This is a genomic window from Agarilytica rhodophyticola (genome assembly GCF_002157225.2).
Classification (GTDB): Bacteria; Pseudomonadota; Gammaproteobacteria; order Pseudomonadales; family Cellvibrionaceae; genus Agarilytica; species Agarilytica rhodophyticola.
This window is the reverse complement of the sequence record NZ_CP020038.1, coordinates 52,877-69,330: the sequence shown is the minus strand read 5'-3', so window position 1 is coordinate 69,330 and position 16,454 is coordinate 52,877. Positions and strand designations below refer to the sequence as shown.

Genomic DNA, 16,454 nt, shown 5'->3' with positions numbered 1-16,454 from the left:
TATGAAGCCACTACAGAACTACTACAAATTAACTTATTGCTATTCTTGATAAGCTAATTTACGCAACGATTCAAGCTGAGATTTTATGTCATTGTAATCGTCACCATTTATGGTGACATGGCCTAACTTCCTACGTGGACGAACAGTCTTTCCATAGAGTGTCAAAAAGGTAGATTCCGCACTCGCCTGCTCGGCGCTTAAAGTTACTCCTAGTAAATTAAGCATGCCACTAATTCCAATTAACTTAGTTGAACCAAGAGGCAAATCTGTTACTGCACGTATATGGTTTTCGAATTGGCTAGTTAAAGCACCTTTTGCACTCCAGTGTCCGCTGTTATGTACTCGCGGTGCAATTTCATTTACTAGAATCTTGCCATCACAAACAAAACATTCCATGCAAATCAAACCAACATAGTCCAGAGTGTTAACTATGTTTTTCAGATAAGTCTGACCAGTAGACACTTGTTCTTCGCTAACATTTGGCGCAGGCGCCAAGGATGTAATAAGTGTGCCGTTATGGTGAGCATTTTCTACTGGTGGATAAAATACGATATCACCGCTTTTGCTTCGTGCAGCAAGAAAAGAGATTTCACGTTGAAATGGAATAAATGATTCTGCTACCCACTGGCTGGGGAAACTAAGTTTATTCCTAACTTCCTCGGCATTATCATCGGTAATTTTATACTGATTGTAGCCGTCATAGCCTTCTTCTTCACTTTTTAAGAAGATGGGTTTATCCAATGTCGCAATAGCATTTTTTAACTGACCTTCGTCATGCACACTGTAAAAAGGCGCAATTGGAATATTAAGAGATTGTAAAAATAATTTTTCGTCGCGACGATTTTTAAACTTTTCTAAGGCATTCGGGTTGGGGTGAACGGGGCAAAATTTATTAAGGTTTGTTAACAGCTCAATATCCACATGCTCTTTTTCAACCGTAATTACATCCGGTTCACCAAGGCGCGCAAATAAACTTTGTGGGCTTTCATTGTCTTCCAGCACTACGATCTGACCTAAGTTATCAACGCAGCGAGTATCTTCTCCGGGTGCCACTAAAAAACTGAATTCATAGCCTATTGGGATTCCAGCCAGCGCCATCATTTGGGCTAGCTGACCGCTGCCTACCATCGTAATTCTCACGCTCATTCAACCGCCTCAGCAACAGAATCTGTTTGTTTTTTACGCCATGCTATAAGACGATCCCTTAAATCTGTATCCGACAAAGCCAGCATCTGACTAGCAATTAAACCTGCGTTATAAGCGCCAGATTCACCGATAGCCTGCGTAGCAACAGCAACACCTTTCGGCATTTGTACCATCGATAGTAAGCTGTCTACGCCTTTGAGATACTTACTGGGAATTGGCACAGCAATGACTGGCAACCAAGTCATCGCTGCCGCCATTCCAGCTAAGTGGGCAGCACCCCCTGCACCGGCAATAATGACTTTAGTGCCATTATTTTCCGAATCTTTGCAAAATTTGTAGAGACGATCTGGCGTGCGATGTGCTGACACAACCGAAGCTTCATAAGAAACTTGAAGTTCATCTAGCGGCGTAAGGGCCATTTTCAAAATTGGCCAATCAGAGCGTGAGCCCATAATAATCTGAACTGGAGCTTTGGTCATAGCTGAAGCCTTAATGAAAAAACAATAGGTTCTCGCTTTTAGGTCTAGCACAAACAACAAACAAAGAGTCAGAGATCATGTTCTGGCTATTCTAATCACATAGCGCCAATGCAAGTAAAGCGAGTAGGGTCTTTAAGAAGCGCGCCAGTATAGGGGAGTTACTCTGCGTGTTCAATTATTGGACCTCATCAACGGATTTTCAAAACGTCTCATATTTATTTAGACTAGGGCTTAAACTGGGATAACCCTAAATAGTTGTCCGAATAGTTAAAGTTATTGCAGACAATAAGATTAAAAACCAACGAATACAAATATAGATAGGAAGTTATTGTATGTCTCGAGCAAGTATTTCTACTGGCGGTGTGTTATTTGATATGTCAGGAAAAGACACTTCATCTAAAAAAACGGCTGAACCACGCAAAGATGGCAAAGCAATGCACATTGCTTTAATCGGTGACTTCAGTGGCCGTGGTAGCCGATCTATTAAAGAAACGGAAACAATTTGCAAGCGCAAGGCTATAGAAATTGATCGCGATAATTTTGAAGAAGTGTTTTCATCTTTTGGCGTAAAACTGCAATTAGCTATTTGTGACGAACCCATTCACTTTCGCGAATATGACGACTTACATCCCGACTATTTATTCGAACGTGTACCCTTATTTGAAAAGCTCCGAATGCTTCGCCATAAACTGCGTAAACCCGATCAATTCCAACAAGCCGCAGAAGAAATACAACAGTGGGCAAGTTTCAAAGCCCAAAGCTCAAACGCACAAAAAAGTGAAGAAGAGGCAGGCGATGTAAGTGGCATCCCCATGCCTGACAACATGCTAGAAGCTGTGCTTAGCCAAAGCAATCATGCTATTGATTTGGCAAATTCACCGGAGGGTAATATTGATCGTATGATCAAGGATATTGTGGCACCTTACGTAGAGGCCAAAAGTGATCCGCGATTACCTGAAATGGAAGAAGCCCTAGCACAAGCCAATAGTGATACCTTGCGTAAAGTCATGCATGCCAGTGCGTTCCAGGAAATAGAGTCAAACTGGCGCAGTGTCTACATGCTCATTTGTCGACTAAACACGAATCGTAATCTTAAACTATTCATCATTGATATCAGCCGCGATGAAATGCGCCAAGACTTGGCCGAAGCAGACGACATCACAACAACAGGCCTTTATAAAAGACTTGTATCAGCTTATGAAGTGCCCGGCAGCACACCATTTTCCATATTGCAATTTGACGCACAGATTAACGACAAACCTGAAGATATTCGCCTAGCATCAGGTTTTGCACATTTGGCTCAAGCCTGTTCAGGTATTGCTTTAGCAAGCGCTAGCGAACGACTGGCAGGTTGCGAAGGTGTTTATCGCCGTGAAGATACAGAAGACTGGCAACACACACTTGAGGCGACATTTGTAGAGCAGTGGCAAGCTCTCAGGCAACAAGCTAGTAGTCGCCATCTTGCCTTGGCGGCACCTCGCTTTTTACTGCGTCTGCCTTATGGTAAACGCAGCTCTCCCATAGAAAGCTTCGATTTCGAAGAACTATCTATCAGTAACGCCCATAATTATTACTTATGGGGTAATAGTGCCTACTTAGTAACATTACTCCTAGCACAAGCCTACAGCGAAACAGGATGGCAATTGCGACCAGGACAAATACAAGAAGTAGAAGATCTACCTCTGCACATTTATCAAGATGAAGATGGTGAGAGTGTGGCTAAAGCTTGTGCCGAGATATTTATGCGTGATTCTGTTGCTCAAAAGTTGGCGGAGGCGGGCATTTTATCCATCCGTTCCGTAAAGGGCAAAGCAGCCGTCGTCATTCCTAACTTTCGCACAGTAGCACTCTCTGGGGAACAGATATTTGGTTGAGCCTGTCTACATTCTTTGATCAATCAAATAATTGCTTACTAACTAGGAAAGAACATGAAAAAAACATTATTGAAAGTATGGAATGAGAACAAAGGTTTCATCCTTTTTATTGCCCTAATGTTGATATTTCGGAGCGCTTTTGCAGATTTCAACCACGTCCCAACCGGATCAATGAAGCCGACGATATTGGAGGGTGATCGTATTGTGGTGAATAAAATGGCCTACGATATCCGTGTTCCTTTCACTCATATTTCTCTTTATAAACGATCCGATCCAAAACGTGGGGACATCATCATTTTTGACTCAAAAGTCTCCAAGAAGCGACTGGTTAAACGCGTAGTCGGTATTCCTGGAGATACTATTGAGCTGAAGAATAATGTGCTCTTTATAAACGGTGAAAAATTAGCCTATGAGGATATTTCATCAAATTCATACACACAGGATAAATCGGAAAACCTGATGGGTATTGAGCATTTTGTTCGTGTTAAAAAATACGGTTCTCAATTGTCAACATTCGCCCCTGTGGTCGTGCCGGAAGATAGTTATCTAGCACTGGGAGATAACCGAGACAATAGTGCAGACTCAAGGGTAATTGGCTTTGTCCCTAGGAATGAAATTGTCGGTCGCTCAAAAAGTGTTATTTTATCCTTTAACTATGATAACTATTATCTTCCTCGCGCAGATAGGTTTTTCCACACACTATAAGTAGTAGAAGCATCAATAAATGGAATACATACTAAGAAAGGCAAACAACAAGGACTGTGACGCTGTAAAAGCTATGGTTTACAGCGTTTTAATCGAATACGGATTACAGCCAGACCCTGAGGCAACAGATAAAGATTTAGAGGATTTTGATCAGTATTATTTTAATGACCATGGATATTTTGCTGTTGCCACAGACCAGAAGGGTAGTGTTGTCGCATCTGTCGGAGTTATTCGGCTCAGTGACCAAAGCTGTGAACTGAGAAAAATGTTTGCCTACCCCAGTAGTCGCGGTGTTGGGCTCGGCAAGAAATTGCTAACCTTCGCCATCGACAAAGCTCGCGCTCTTGGTTACAAGCGAATGGAATTGCAAACTGCCTCATCCCTTGTTGAGGCAGTAGCACTATATCGTGCCTCGGGTTTTATTGAATATCACGAAGAAAATATAGTGTCTCGCTGCGACTTAGCGTTTGAATATAAACTCTAAGGGCTATCAAACCCTAGTGTATTTCCCTAATTTTGATTTTCTTGGTGTAAAGAGCCAATAGACCGATCACTAAGCCCCAAAAAGCGCTACCAATTCCAGCCAGAGTAATACCTGAAGCGGTAACTAGAAACGTAATTACTGCTGCTTCTTGCTCACTATCATCAGACAGCAAGCTTTTTAGGCTGTTGCTGATGACACCTAGCAACGCTAAGCCCGCAAGCGCTAGTACTAACTCTTTTGGAAACGAGCTAAATAGAGCGCTGACAGTAGCACCGAACACGCCTAATAATAAGTAAAATATCCCTGCCCAAACCGCAGCTAAGTAACGCCTGGCAGGGTTTTCATCTGCTTCTTTCCCCATACAAATCGCGGCAGTGATAGCAGCCAAATTAAAGGCATAACCTCCAAACGGCGCAAGAATAACGCCTAAAAACCCTGTGCTAGCGATAAGAGGTGACGCCGGTGTTTGATAGCCATTTGCTCTTAGTACAGCGATACCCGGAGCATTTTGAGACACCATAGTAATGAGAAATAGCGGTAAACCTACGCTAATTAAAGTTGTAAAGGAAAAATGCGGATATACAAAAACTGGAGCAGATAACGCTAGTTTAACCTCATTAAGGTGCAAAACGCCCGCTATAGAAGTTATCAGCATGCCCACGGCCAAAACCAGCGGAATAGTATATCGGGGTAAAAATCTGTGGGTAAATAGATACGTTAGTAGCATACAGACAACTAGGAATAACTCTGTTTGCATTGCCACAAACACATCCATACCAAACTTCAATAACACTCCCGCCAACATGGCAGCAGCCATGGAACGAGGCAGAAAATTCATAATCTTTTCAAACCAGCCCGTAATGCCTGACAGTGTTATCAAACAAGAAGAAAATATAAAAACCCCGATAGCCTCATTAATAGATAAGCCCTCAAGGCTAGTAATCAGCAGGGCAGCACCAGGTGTGGACCATGCAGTAACGATGGGATGGCGAAAGTAAAGAGATAAGCCGACACATGATAGGCCCATGCCAATACCTAAAGCGAGCAGCCATGAGTTTATTTCTGCTGGAGAAGCTCCTGCTGCCGCTGCCGCTTGAAATACAATGACAGCTGAACTGGTATAACCAACAACAACCGTTACAAAACCTGTTGAAATATGCGCGATGCTAATGGACTTGAGCATTTGATATCACCTGAAGAGAGTCACTCAAAGGTATTACTTGGTAGTATTAAGCTGTACGCTATAGCGCACAAGTGGACAGACTAACATCTGTGCGCTATAACGTACAACCATAATTCACCAGCGCCATTCAAGTCCTTATCCAATGAAAAATTCGAATCAGTATTTAGCTCAGCAGCTCAAAGCCGCTCGTCAGGGAAAAAAATGGAGCTTAGATAAAACTGCTGAAGCAACGGGAGTTAGTAAAGCAATGTTAGGCCAAATAGAGCGAGGGGAATCCAGTCCGACCTTGGCAACACTGTGGAAAATAGCAGGTGGCTTTAATTCATCTATTTCGTCCTTTATAGAACCACCGCCAGTGGAAGCTAGGGGAGTATCCTTTAGGCATGCAGCAGACCTTCAGCAACAACCTGGCGACGATCAAGTACTGGTAGCGCCATTGTTTCCATTTGATCAGCGCTTCGGGTTTGAGATGTTAGAACTTACACTACTACCGCATTATCAGCGTATATCAGAGCCCCATGAACCGGGTGTTACAGAGCATGTCATTGTTGTAGAAGGAGAAATGGAGCTATTGCTAGAAGACAAATGGCAACCACTTGCACAAGGTGAAGCAATTCGATTTGCCGCCGACCAACAGCATGGGTATCGCAATCTCAACAGCCGAGCAGCGGTCTTTCACAACCTTATTCACTACAGTAGGTGAGATTTTAGATATGTAGTTTTATCTGCTGGTTATTGACGTTTCTGCTGATTTTTCAGCCGCCATGAGGCCCATCGAGTATAGAACCAGGATGCACACTGATAGATGATAGGCAGACGCAACAACAACCAAAATTTTTCAAATGGTGTATTGCGCCAAGCTCTAATATTCGCGTCGATTCCTTTAATCCATTTGCCTTCAGCAGTTTTCAGATGAAGGTTTTCCATCAAAGCACTCTTACTAGGGAAAGATGTACTAGGAAGAGAAGCATCACTATCCATAGCATTAATATCCACAAGCACTATATCTTCTTTGCGATATGATGCTAGCTTTTGAATTTCCCTACTACAGAGTGGACATTGCCCATCATAATAGAGAGTATCACATTGAGTTTTGCTTTCTTCTTTCTCATCCATAAATGCATTTATAGCATTTACCTTCCAGAATTAACATGGTCTAAGTTAATGTTCTCAGACTTAAGCACGAGCGACATTGAACGCTCCATCAAGTCTCTCGCCTGAGCAGTTAACTTATATACATCGTTATGTAACCTTGAGTCCTGAGTATTGACTGCTTCACAGTGCTGACAATGACTTTCAAATACTGTTAATGCACGAATCAATTCTGCTATCTGATTTGTATACTCGCAATCGTTTACAGAAGACGCTTGGGTCTGAGAAAGTTTTTCCAACTGACGCCGCGTGTACTTATGCGGTGGAATCTCTTCAACAGATTTTTCAACAGCACTACTTTTAACGCCACTTTGTCTATCTGAACGATATCGTTCTAGTACACGCTCAAATAAATGATCATAGCTTATGGGTGCTCTCAGCAAGAAAAAGCCCATAGCATTCAATTCATCAATCATCTCTCTTTGAGCAAAACTAAATACAAGAAAGTAACGATGGTTTGGTTCACTGTCTTTCAGCTGTCTGAGCATTTTCAATTGCGACTTTTGCACAGTATCAAAAATCATTACAACAGAATAACGCTTCTTACCGGATAAAGTTTCTCTCAATTCTCCGATTTCAGAAGTTTCTAATCTAATATTAATCGACTGTTCGAGAGTATTTTTGAGGTTAAGGCTACCAAGAGGCCGCTCTCCATACATGCAAACATCTACTGCCTGCACCGACTCAACTTTCGCTACATGGTTTTCCGACTTATCCTCAAGGTCAAACATCTTTTCGAGTTGTTCATCATTAAGGGGTGCGATATTACCTATGCTATGGCCTGATACTGTTAGGCGCTTTAATAAGCGCAGGCGGTAGACGTCATCTGGATGATATAGCCGACGACCTGTTGTTGACCTCACCACGCTAACAACGCTATGACGCTTTTCCCATGCTCGCAATGTGTGTACCGAGATACCTGTGAGCTTAGAAACAGTACCAATGCTTAAGTTACCCGAAGATGAATATTTCGCTACTTCAATTATCCTCTGCTCCACAAAAAAACCGCCGTATAATGAGTTTTCAAAAAATCCCACCTCTTGTGAGTATGACATGAGAATGGGCATGTAGATTTATGTCTTAAGCAAACTGCTATGCAGCTTAAAAAAATATACTATTCAAACTAACTAAAACATTCCAATTGCAGGTAGAAACTAAACGAGTAATTCTTGCTTGACATCAATCGAGCAACAATCTTAGCGCATTTTATTATTTAATAAGCCTTTAAAGTTTTAAGTTTGTAATTTTTTGGATACATTTTGATACAACAGACATTTTAATTTTAAATGGAAACTTCAATGTAATAATTTGGCCGGGAGAACAGCTAAAATTTTATAGTTTTGTGAGATATGACGTTTTAATAGTTAAAAAAAAACATCGTGTTTTTATGGGTATTTTTATTGTTTGTTTGTTAAATAGTTATCGGTATTTTATTTATTTTTAAAATCTAACAAACGCCTCTCCATTATTTTTAATAATGCATCAGGCATGATGTATTTACTACTAGAGACACATACTTCAAAGTGTTTTTTTTATGCCCAGCCTAAGCATGACTTATTTCACACTTTTATTTAAGCATAAATTTAAAGTGCGAATTGATCGAATATTTTTTAAAAAATACCATAGAAAATTATTGAGATAAAAGTTTTTCTATTTGGAAAAATAAGCGTATTTCTCTGCGAAAGGATACTTAAAATGACACCCAGTACTTTTTTTTGTCGCATCAATTTAATACTAATGACGGTTATCCATTAAAATTTAGTTATAGATATCTATAACTATAATTTTGGCATGTAAATATATCGTACCAATTCTAGTACAACACTGGCATTCAGAATTATTTAAGTAAGCTATTTATTAACTCTATAAAAAAGCGCTTACAAAATTTAATCCCTAAAAATATTATTTATCAGTTCTATTAGGAATTTTTATATTACTGCTATAAAGCGTCTTTATTAACAGCGCACCTAAAAAACAAGTCTTTTTTTAGGTACTAAGCCTGAAACAAACGTTTGAAAACCAGGATGATATCTTATTAAAATTTTTTTTAATCATTCACGCGCAAATCACAAAGTCTCGTTACACTCATTGCAACAGTTGAGCTGATTTACCCACATATACTCGAAGCAAATATCGGGTGTTCTTCGCTTATAGGATCTATTACGCATATAATTCAAAAATTTAGGATCTAATAACAGGTTCAGAGATAGATTTATGATTGATTTACCTTTTATGTTATCCCTAATTGCTCTTGGCGGGATTGTTGGCTTTACTGCAGGTTTACTTGGTGTTGGTGGCGGCGGATTAATGGTACCAATACTGACGTCGCTATTTTTATGGCAAAAAATGCCGTTAGAGCAAGTGGTACATCTTGCGCTTGGAACCTCTATGGCTTCTATTGTCGTTACATCTTTTTCAAGCTTAAGGGCTCATCACAAAAACCAGGGCGTAGACTGGGCAGTAGTACAATCAATGGCTCCAGGAATTTTACTTGGAGCATTCGCCGCTACTTTTTTAGCGGCTTTTGCCAACGCACTATTTTTAGCGAGCTTTTTTGCACTATTTATGTTCTGCACTGCAATACAGATGCTTGTAGGTGCAACGCCCAACCCTAGCCGCCAACTTCCAGGGCGAGCACAACTATTTGGTGTAGGCTCAATTATTGGTGGAATATCTGCTCTGGCATCTATTGGTGGAGGCTCCCTGAGTGTTCCATTCCTGCATTGGCACAATGTTCCAATTAAGCGAGCAATAGGCACTTCTGCTGCTCTTGGCTTTCCTATCGCAGTTTCAGGCACCCTGGGTTACATCATTAATGGCTGGCAGCATACCAGCGCCACACCTTTAAGCTTCGGTTTTATATATTTACCCGCTGTGATTATTATTTCAGCATTAAGTGTGTTTACTGCACCCTTAGGCGTAAAGTTTGCGTATTATTTACCCGTTCCGATAATTAAGAGAGTGTTTGCTTTGTTATTATTTTTATTAAGTGCAAAGATGTTATTTTCAGTAGTTAGTTAAAATGCCACAATTATTTTTATCGTCATCACTAAATATAAAAACATACACTTGGAGGAGCTTATAGCTCTCTCAAGCATTCATATCGGGGCTTATTAACGCCAGCTCCTTATTTCGAGTACATCATGAGCGAAACTGAATACGACATAATAATTTTTGGTGCCACAGGCTTTGTCGGTAAAATTATGACGCGATATATGGCGCAACACGTTAATAATGGATTGCGCTGGGCCATTGCTGGCAGATCAAAAGCAAAACTCGAAAAGTTACAAACACATACTTCTGAACTTAACTCTGAGAACAGACCAGATATATTCATAGCCGACGCTAAAGATGATGCGCAATTGAAAAAACTATGTGAGAGAACACGCGTTATCGTATCTACTGTGGGGCCTTTTGCATTATTTGGCGAACCTCTAATTAAAGCTTGTGTTGAAGTAGGTACAGATTATTGTGATATCACGGGTGAGCCTCATTGGATCTTACAAATGATCAGCCGCTATCAACAACAGGCCTTACAAAGTGGGGCTCGCATTGTTAACTGCTGTGGCTTTGACTCAATACCATCGGACCTTGGCGTTTACTTCACGCAAAAACATGCCGAAGAAAAATTTACCGTACCCTGCAATCAAATCAACATGCGGGTAACGCAATTAAAAGGTGCGTTTTCGGGCGGAACATATGCAAGCTTAATTAACGCAATAAAAGAGATATCTAAGACTCCAGCGTTACGCCAAGCGATGTCGACTCCATACGCTTTATGCCCAAGTAACCACACTTTTTCTACACAGCAAACACAACATCGCTATGCGGCATATGATGAGTTGACAGAATCTTGGTTAGCACCTTTTGTTATGGAAGGCATAAATACCAAAATAGTGCACCGTTCCAATGCACTTATGGGAAACAGATACGGTAGAGAGTTTAAATATGATGAAGCAATACTAACTGGTACAGGTCGCAGAGGTCGAAAACGTGCAAGTAGAATGGCAATAGCTTCGGGGGCTTTGGTTGTCGCGGCCGCCATTTCTCCTTTGCGCTGGTTGCTAGAACGCTTTTTCATACCGAAACCGGGCGAAGGTCCTAGTCAGCAACAGCAAGACGAAGGCAAATATTGCCTATCCTTTGTTGGACGCTTACCCGGAAATAAGCGCATCAATTGCACTGTTAGCGGTGATAAAGATCCAGGTTATGGTTCTACTGCTAAAATGCTAGCGCAGGCCGCTACTTGTTTAGCCCTTGATATTCCTAAACAAGAACCTGCAGGCGGCTTTTGGACACCAGCCACAATCTTCGGTGATAAACTTATTGACCGCTTACAAGCACATGCAGGCATCAGTTTTGACATAAAAGACGCGTAAAATCTCGCGTAGGTCAGAAGCTCTGAGCATTTGTTCCTTGATGAAAGCCACGAGCCATAGTAGCTTATGGCGTATAAAAATATGGGTGGAGGTAGTTTTGAAACAGGTATTATTGTTTGGTTTATTCGCTATTGCTCTTAGCGGATGTACATCTATTGATGAGCTAAAATCCACCAAGGCATATACACCTAAAGTACAACGTGAAGGGGCTGTGAACGTCGCCAGTAGGGCTACAGGCTTGTCCTCTAACAAAGTTGGTAAGACCACGCTGTTAACCATACCTGTGGGCTCAATCAAGGCTCAGGGGGACACTAGCGCGAATATAATGAAGAGTATCGGCCAAGCGTTGGTTGCTGCCGGTTATAACTCTGATCTAAAGACTTCTTTTCGATCCGCCAATGCAGGATATCTTCGCGCCCACGTTGAAGAGATCAAATTTGGCAACTTCTTCTTTTCAAGCTGGGGGACAATTATTTTGCACCTGCGCCTAGAAACCCGCGACGGCGCATTGCTCTGGAAAAGGCGTGTACGCACATCAATCAATGCCATCAACAACTACGACCGAACGGCTATCGTAGCTATGAACCAGCTGGTAAAAGATATGGCCAAGATTTTTGTAGAGGATGAGTTCTACGCTGCTACCCAGAGGGTTAAGCGGCACAATGACTTTTTAAAAGATAATGCGCCAGCAACAACGTCAGAAGCACAACAGACTTCTAGCCTATAGTTAGGTCCTGTTAACAGGACTTAACGTCCGAAAATTGCATCGCCAAAATTTATATCAAATACAAAACACCAGACACTAATACCATCGAAATCATTCAAGGTTACGCCGTTGGGCAAGTCGATTGTTATTGTCTCGTTAACATAGGGCCGACCATTAATCGCAGCACCTAGAGGAAAGCCTATTGGCGAAGAATAGTCACCATCAGTACCTCCATAAAACGCTACAGCAGGTCCTCCACCATCGTAATTAAAGTTAGTTATTTCAATGCGGCAGTTACTAACTACTCTTAAGTCGCCACTAACATTATGCTGAAATGTGGAAAATGTCGCTGTTGATCCGACTAGCGGATGGTCATTACCACAACCAGCAGCAGCATTTAACATCTCCAAAGTCTGCATAAGGTGGCTAACAGCATTTTCAGTAGTTTGTAGCGCTGTTCGAGATGAGCCGCTATTTGCTATTAGATTCACCACATCGGTATCGAAGGAAGTTGCTGCAAAATCAATATTTAACCCCATACTCATTTCATGGGCTTGATCAGCAATAGTAATACCATTACTTGGATCATCATCTACATCTAACGATTGCAATAATCGAGCAAGATTAGCCACGGATGTGTTAGAGAAATCTGTAGTATTAAATACTTCTAGGGGAGTAATTAAACTTGTAGCTGAAATTGTGGGAAGATCAATATCACCAATGGAGAAAGTAATTTCCTCTCCCGCGATATAAAGGAATTCCCCATCACTGTTAGTTGTACCTTGCTGTGTCTGCGTTCGATAACGCAAGCCTTCAACCGCAGAATCAACAAATCGTCCGGTAACAGCTACGGGAGTGGGCGTTGGTGTTGGGCTTTGAACAGGAGTCGGGGTTGGAGTAGCTGCAGCTGCAGCGCCAGATCCACTATCGCTGCCACCGGAACCACCACTGCCGCATCCATATAATGAAAAGCAGAAGACTGCTAACAAACACGAACCGTACTTATTCAACATTTAAAACTCCCCACAGATAAAAGAAAAATATCGCGTACGGGAAACTTTAAATAAGCATATTTTTATGCAAGCGTATACTGCAGCAAAAGCTATTTCAGGCCTATTAGCACTAATTTGATAGCCCCTAATATCCGTACAATTATCGTGCAAAGAGAGTTACAAAACGCATTAGAGACTTCATCACAAAAGTGTAGCCAATGTATCACCTTTATTTACTTCTAAAAATATGGATATGGCAATGTATCCACTAACTTTTAAGCACCTTAAACGTGTATTAGTAGTCCGTAGTAAAATAGGGCTAGTTGTTACAGCATTCGCACTTCTCTTTGAGGGAAGGGTATAGCAACTTTATTTTCTTGTAGGGTATCCCAGATAAGTTTATTAATGGCAAAGCGGGAAGCTATCGCTCTATTTGTCAGAGCACTATATCGTACTTGTAAATTGACACTGCTATCAGCAAACTCTTTAATTCCAACTTGAACAGGAATTTTTTCATCGACCAAGTCATGCTTTTCAACTACTTCTGTTAACACGTTAATTACTTGCTCTAAATCGGAGCTGTAGCTAACACCCACATCAAGTTCCACTAGAGTTACTTCATCAGAGTTGTGGATAATCTCACCGACAATATGCTTGTTAGGTATTGTAATTCTTACATCATCTTCATTAACGAGAATTGTATAAGCAAGAAAAATATCCTGTACCTGACCGCTCACACCCTGCACTGAAATAGTATCGCCTACAATAAATGGCCGCGTTAAAATGATATTGAGACCAGCCCCATAATTGGAAAGTAGGCCTTGAATTGCGAGACCAGCGCCGAGAGATAGAGCACCGATAGCAGCCACTAAAGGAGTAATGCTAATACCTATCATATTCAGACAGATAATGCCCACCATAACCACAACGACTATTTTGGCGATATTTGCAATAAAGCGTGAAAGCGTAATATCTAATTTTTTACTTTCACAAGCTTTTAAAACTAACTTATTAACTTTATTAGCTACGAATAGACCCACCAACATAACCAGTAGTGCGCCCAACAGCTGGAAGCTGTATGTGACCAAAAAATTTACAATAATATCGTAGACTTTTTGAAGCTGCTGAATATCAGCGCCAAGGTTTTCCATAGCATCCTCATTCTTTTATGTTTGTTTGGCCTTCTTCAAAAGGCTCTAGGGCATCTCTATAATGAGAAAGGATTATCACAGTTTCTATGTTCAAAATACACTCTCATTATTATCGATGGCGTGTATGAATATTCACATTGCGGCTATTATCATTTGCTTTTTCTACAGCATCTATTGTTTTTGTGTGAGTAATATCAATAAGAGGGTTTTTACTCAGTAGCAAAAAACCTGTTTAATAACCTAAAGCTATTTTCACTGAGCTAGTCTTCATCCAATGTGGTTCTTTACATAGCCTAAGAATGGGCCTTTCCCTTTTTTACCAAAGCTTCTGTTTGGTTCAGTTTGGTGATGTCACAAAAGCTCTGGCCACATGCGGTCAGCTTTTATTTCGTTCCGCCATTTGAGTGGCTTTTAGCGCCGGCCATCTCTCTGATTGAAGTCCATCAAACCGGTAATCACATTATTGTCCCGTACCACCGATCACAGTATCAAAACTATCGACCGACCCAAAATCGAGACAATTTACCTCTTATTAAGTATCACTGTGGGATGAATTAACTTAGTCTCACCACATCCGGCCAGAAAGCTCACATTAGCAATAGCGGTTTTAAAAGAAACCCAATTGAACAGAGTATGATCCACAGCCTTTTCATGTTTACAGTTACACACTGAAAGCAACTACTCACTTACATCAATTTGGTCACCCTCATTAGCACAATTAAAAATACAAGGCGCACAGTGACCACCTTGTGATGATGTGCTTTGCTAGTTTATTGAAAGTGTTTGCAGAAATGATCTACCCAAAATCATCACCTTGATGTCGTCATTCAATGTTATCGGCGATCATATTTCAGCAAGGCAAGGCTATTAATGTGTCTATATAGGCCAAATTAGATATACAACTGATCCAAACAAAGCTTAGGTGATGGTTTTCCAAGCAGCTTTGAGGAAAATTGGCGTAATATCTAACATACAAAATAACAATATAACTATTACTTTATTTCATCCCGCCCGCCCCTCAACCTAACGAAATTAGAACTTCACTGGTGAGAAGCATTTTGAATAATCCATTATGCTTGCCACTAGTACACTTATCTATATCAAACAGATGGCCTTATTGATAAAGTGGGAAATTACAATGAATAGAAATAGAACATACATTTAAATAAGAAAAATATGCCCAATATTCTATTAAAGGCTGTTAAAGGCCACAGGCACATTGTTCTTATTTATTAACTGAGCGCAGACAATAGAACATGAAGTTTTTGTCTTATATTCCGAACAAATATCGTGCTATTGTCCGTGAAAAGGCAATAAGTAGAGCTAAAACACGTATTGTGATTGCAGGACGTGACCCTGAAGATTTTTCTCAAGAAGACCTCGAAGTAGTGGTACATGAGGAAGAAAACAAAATTAAGAGCGAGTTAAAAGAGAAAGGCTTGTTAGCTGCATTGGCGCTACTGGGCTTGAACTTTTTTTCATAGACAATGTTTAAGCACGTTATTAAATATACGCTTGCCGCTGTAATTTGGAAAAAGTATCGAAAAGTCATTATTGCCACGATAATGCTGCTCTTATACTGGTGGATCGTCAGCCGGCTGCATGGAGATTTCATCGCTTATGCAGAGTTGAAAAATGCTGAACAGCATATCGGCTTGTCATTTATTGTAAAATGGCTGATGTTCGGCCTAGGTTTCGCGATCTTTATCACTTTTTCTTTTATCGCTTTGAGGCCAGAGAAACCCTCAGAACCAGAGAAAAAAGCTGGTGAGACAAATCAAGCTCAATCTCAGCCAAAGAAATCCTCAGAAAAACCTGATCAAAATGATACTGTATTCGATTCTGTACGTAGTAAATCATCGCTACGCAGTAAATCAGATATGATTATTGAGAAATATCCCAAAAAGAAATAGGGCTTTGTTATCGAGGAAAATCTCTACATCGCCATGGATCCCCCTATTATTGTTGACCTCAACTTAACTTGAGGTCTTATGCTCCTCTGAAATCTAATTCAATCGATACTAATGAAGGGGAGCTAGAATGAAATATAATTATGGCAATATTGCAGAAAAATACCGGGAAAACTTCTGTTCTCAGTTGAAGGCGCTAGAGAATAGCAATAATCCTGTAAAAAAAGATTCACATGAGGAGTTTTGGGTTAAGACTAGGGAATTTTTTAATAAATTGATGAATCAAAAATAAT

At 40.7% G+C, this 16,454-nt stretch carries 17 protein-coding genes; 10 read left to right on the top strand and 7 right to left on the bottom strand.

What is annotated here, in order from left to right; translation table 11 throughout:
* Positions 1–39 precede the first annotated feature (39 nt).
* Positions 40–1,146 (bottom strand): 5-(carboxyamino)imidazole ribonucleotide synthase, encoded by a 1,107-nt coding sequence (locus BVC89_RS00295; RefSeq protein ID WP_086929310.1) that lies wholly within the window; start codon positions 1,144–1,146, stop codon positions 40–42.
* A complete protein-coding gene (gene purE / locus BVC89_RS00290) occupies positions 1,143–1,625 on the bottom strand; it encodes a 5-(carboxyamino)imidazole ribonucleotide mutase (protein WP_086929309.1) in 483 nt (160 codons plus the stop codon). The genes BVC89_RS00295 and purE overlap by 4 nt, the downstream gene beginning before the upstream one ends.
* 332 nt (positions 1,626–1,957) lie before the next feature.
* Here purE and BVC89_RS00285 point away from each other — a divergent pair, with 332 nt between their 5' ends.
* Genes BVC89_RS00285 through BVC89_RS00275 form a run of 3 tightly spaced genes read left to right on the top strand, consistent with a single transcriptional unit; the run spans position 1,958 to position 4,688 of the window.
* On the top strand, positions 1,958–3,499 hold the full coding sequence (locus BVC89_RS00285) for a type VI secretion system contractile sheath domain-containing protein (protein WP_086929308.1): 1,542 nt from the start codon (positions 1,958–1,960) through the stop codon (positions 3,497–3,499).
* A 54-nt stretch (positions 3,500–3,553) separates the two neighbouring features.
* Positions 3,554–4,204 (top strand): signal peptidase I, encoded by a 651-nt coding sequence (gene lepB / locus BVC89_RS00280; RefSeq protein ID WP_086929307.1) that lies wholly within the window; start codon positions 3,554–3,556, stop codon positions 4,202–4,204.
* 19 nt (positions 4,205–4,223) lie between these two features.
* Entirely contained in the window at positions 4,224–4,688 is a 465-nt protein-coding gene (locus BVC89_RS00275; protein WP_086929306.1) for a GNAT family N-acetyltransferase, read from the top strand.
* Positions 4,689–4,701: 13 nt separating this feature from the next.
* On the opposite strand, the gene BVC89_RS00270 is transcribed toward BVC89_RS00275, so the two are convergent.
* Positions 4,702–5,871 carry a benzoate/H(+) symporter BenE family transporter gene (locus BVC89_RS00270; protein ID WP_086929305.1) on the bottom strand — a complete coding sequence of 390 codons (1,170 nt, stop codon included), beginning with the start codon at positions 5,869–5,871 and terminating at the stop codon, positions 4,702–4,704.
* Between the two features lie 142 nt (positions 5,872–6,013).
* On the opposite strand from BVC89_RS00270, the gene BVC89_RS00265 reads away from it, so the two are divergent.
* A complete protein-coding gene (locus BVC89_RS00265) occupies positions 6,014–6,574 on the top strand; it encodes a helix-turn-helix domain-containing protein (RefSeq protein ID WP_086929304.1) in 561 nt (186 codons plus the stop codon).
* Between the two features lie 29 nt (positions 6,575–6,603).
* On the opposite strand, the gene BVC89_RS00260 is transcribed toward BVC89_RS00265, so the two are convergent.
* Both BVC89_RS00260 and BVC89_RS00255 read right to left on the bottom strand, forming a co-directional pair.
* The gene (locus BVC89_RS00260) at positions 6,604–6,987 is read right to left on the bottom strand and encodes a thiol-disulfide oxidoreductase DCC family protein (RefSeq protein WP_086929303.1); all 384 of its coding nucleotides are present in this window, start codon (positions 6,985–6,987) and stop codon (positions 6,604–6,606) included.
* Between the two features lie 17 nt (positions 6,988–7,004).
* Entirely contained in the window at positions 7,005–8,078 is a 1,074-nt protein-coding gene (locus BVC89_RS00255) for a MerR family transcriptional regulator (protein WP_158657725.1), read from the bottom strand.
* Between the two features lie 1,159 nt (positions 8,079–9,237).
* Here BVC89_RS00255 and BVC89_RS00250 point away from each other — a divergent pair.
* The 3 genes from BVC89_RS00250 (at position 9,238) to BVC89_RS00240 (ending at position 12,129) form a co-directional block, all read left to right on the top strand.
* Positions 9,238–10,044 (top strand): sulfite exporter TauE/SafE family protein, encoded by an 807-nt coding sequence (locus BVC89_RS00250; RefSeq protein WP_086929301.1) that lies wholly within the window; start codon positions 9,238–9,240, stop codon positions 10,042–10,044.
* Positions 10,045–10,166: 122 nt separating this feature from the next.
* Positions 10,167–11,402 (top strand): saccharopine dehydrogenase family protein, encoded by a 1,236-nt coding sequence (locus BVC89_RS00245; RefSeq protein WP_086929300.1) that lies wholly within the window; start codon positions 10,167–10,169, stop codon positions 11,400–11,402.
* A 97-nt stretch (positions 11,403–11,499) separates the two neighbouring features.
* Positions 11,500–12,129 carry a hypothetical protein gene (locus BVC89_RS00240; protein ID WP_158657724.1) on the top strand — a complete coding sequence of 210 codons (630 nt, stop codon included), beginning with the start codon at positions 11,500–11,502 and terminating at the stop codon, positions 12,127–12,129.
* Between the two features lie 20 nt (positions 12,130–12,149).
* Here BVC89_RS00240 and BVC89_RS00235 read toward each other — a convergent pair whose 3' ends face one another.
* Both BVC89_RS00235 and BVC89_RS00230 read right to left on the bottom strand, forming a co-directional pair.
* Positions 12,150–13,121 (bottom strand): DM13 domain-containing protein, encoded by a 972-nt coding sequence (locus BVC89_RS00235; RefSeq protein WP_086929298.1) that lies wholly within the window; start codon positions 13,119–13,121, stop codon positions 12,150–12,152.
* Positions 13,122–13,426: 305 nt separating this feature from the next.
* Positions 13,427–14,251, bottom strand: coding sequence for a mechanosensitive ion channel family protein (locus tag BVC89_RS00230; RefSeq protein ID WP_086929297.1), 825 nt, complete (start codon positions 14,249–14,251; stop codon positions 13,427–13,429).
* Positions 14,252–15,507: 1,256 nt separating this feature from the next.
* Here BVC89_RS00230 and BVC89_RS00225 point away from each other — a divergent pair.
* The 3 genes from BVC89_RS00225 to BVC89_RS29470 all read left to right on the top strand — a co-directional run bounded on the left by BVC89_RS00225 (position 15,508) and on the right by BVC89_RS29470 (position 16,453).
* Positions 15,508–15,735 (top strand): hypothetical protein, encoded by a 228-nt coding sequence (locus BVC89_RS00225; RefSeq protein ID WP_086929296.1) that lies wholly within the window; start codon positions 15,508–15,510, stop codon positions 15,733–15,735.
* A gap of 81 nt (positions 15,736–15,816) precedes the next feature.
* On the top strand, positions 15,817–16,164 hold the full coding sequence (locus tag BVC89_RS00220; protein WP_158657723.1) for a hypothetical protein: 348 nt from the start codon (positions 15,817–15,819) through the stop codon (positions 16,162–16,164).
* A 127-nt stretch (positions 16,165–16,291) separates the two neighbouring features.
* Positions 16,292–16,453: a hypothetical protein gene (locus BVC89_RS29470; RefSeq protein ID WP_158657722.1), complete on the top strand. Its 162-nt coding sequence runs from the start codon at positions 16,292–16,294 to the stop codon at positions 16,451–16,453.
* Position 16,454 lies beyond the last annotated feature (1 nt).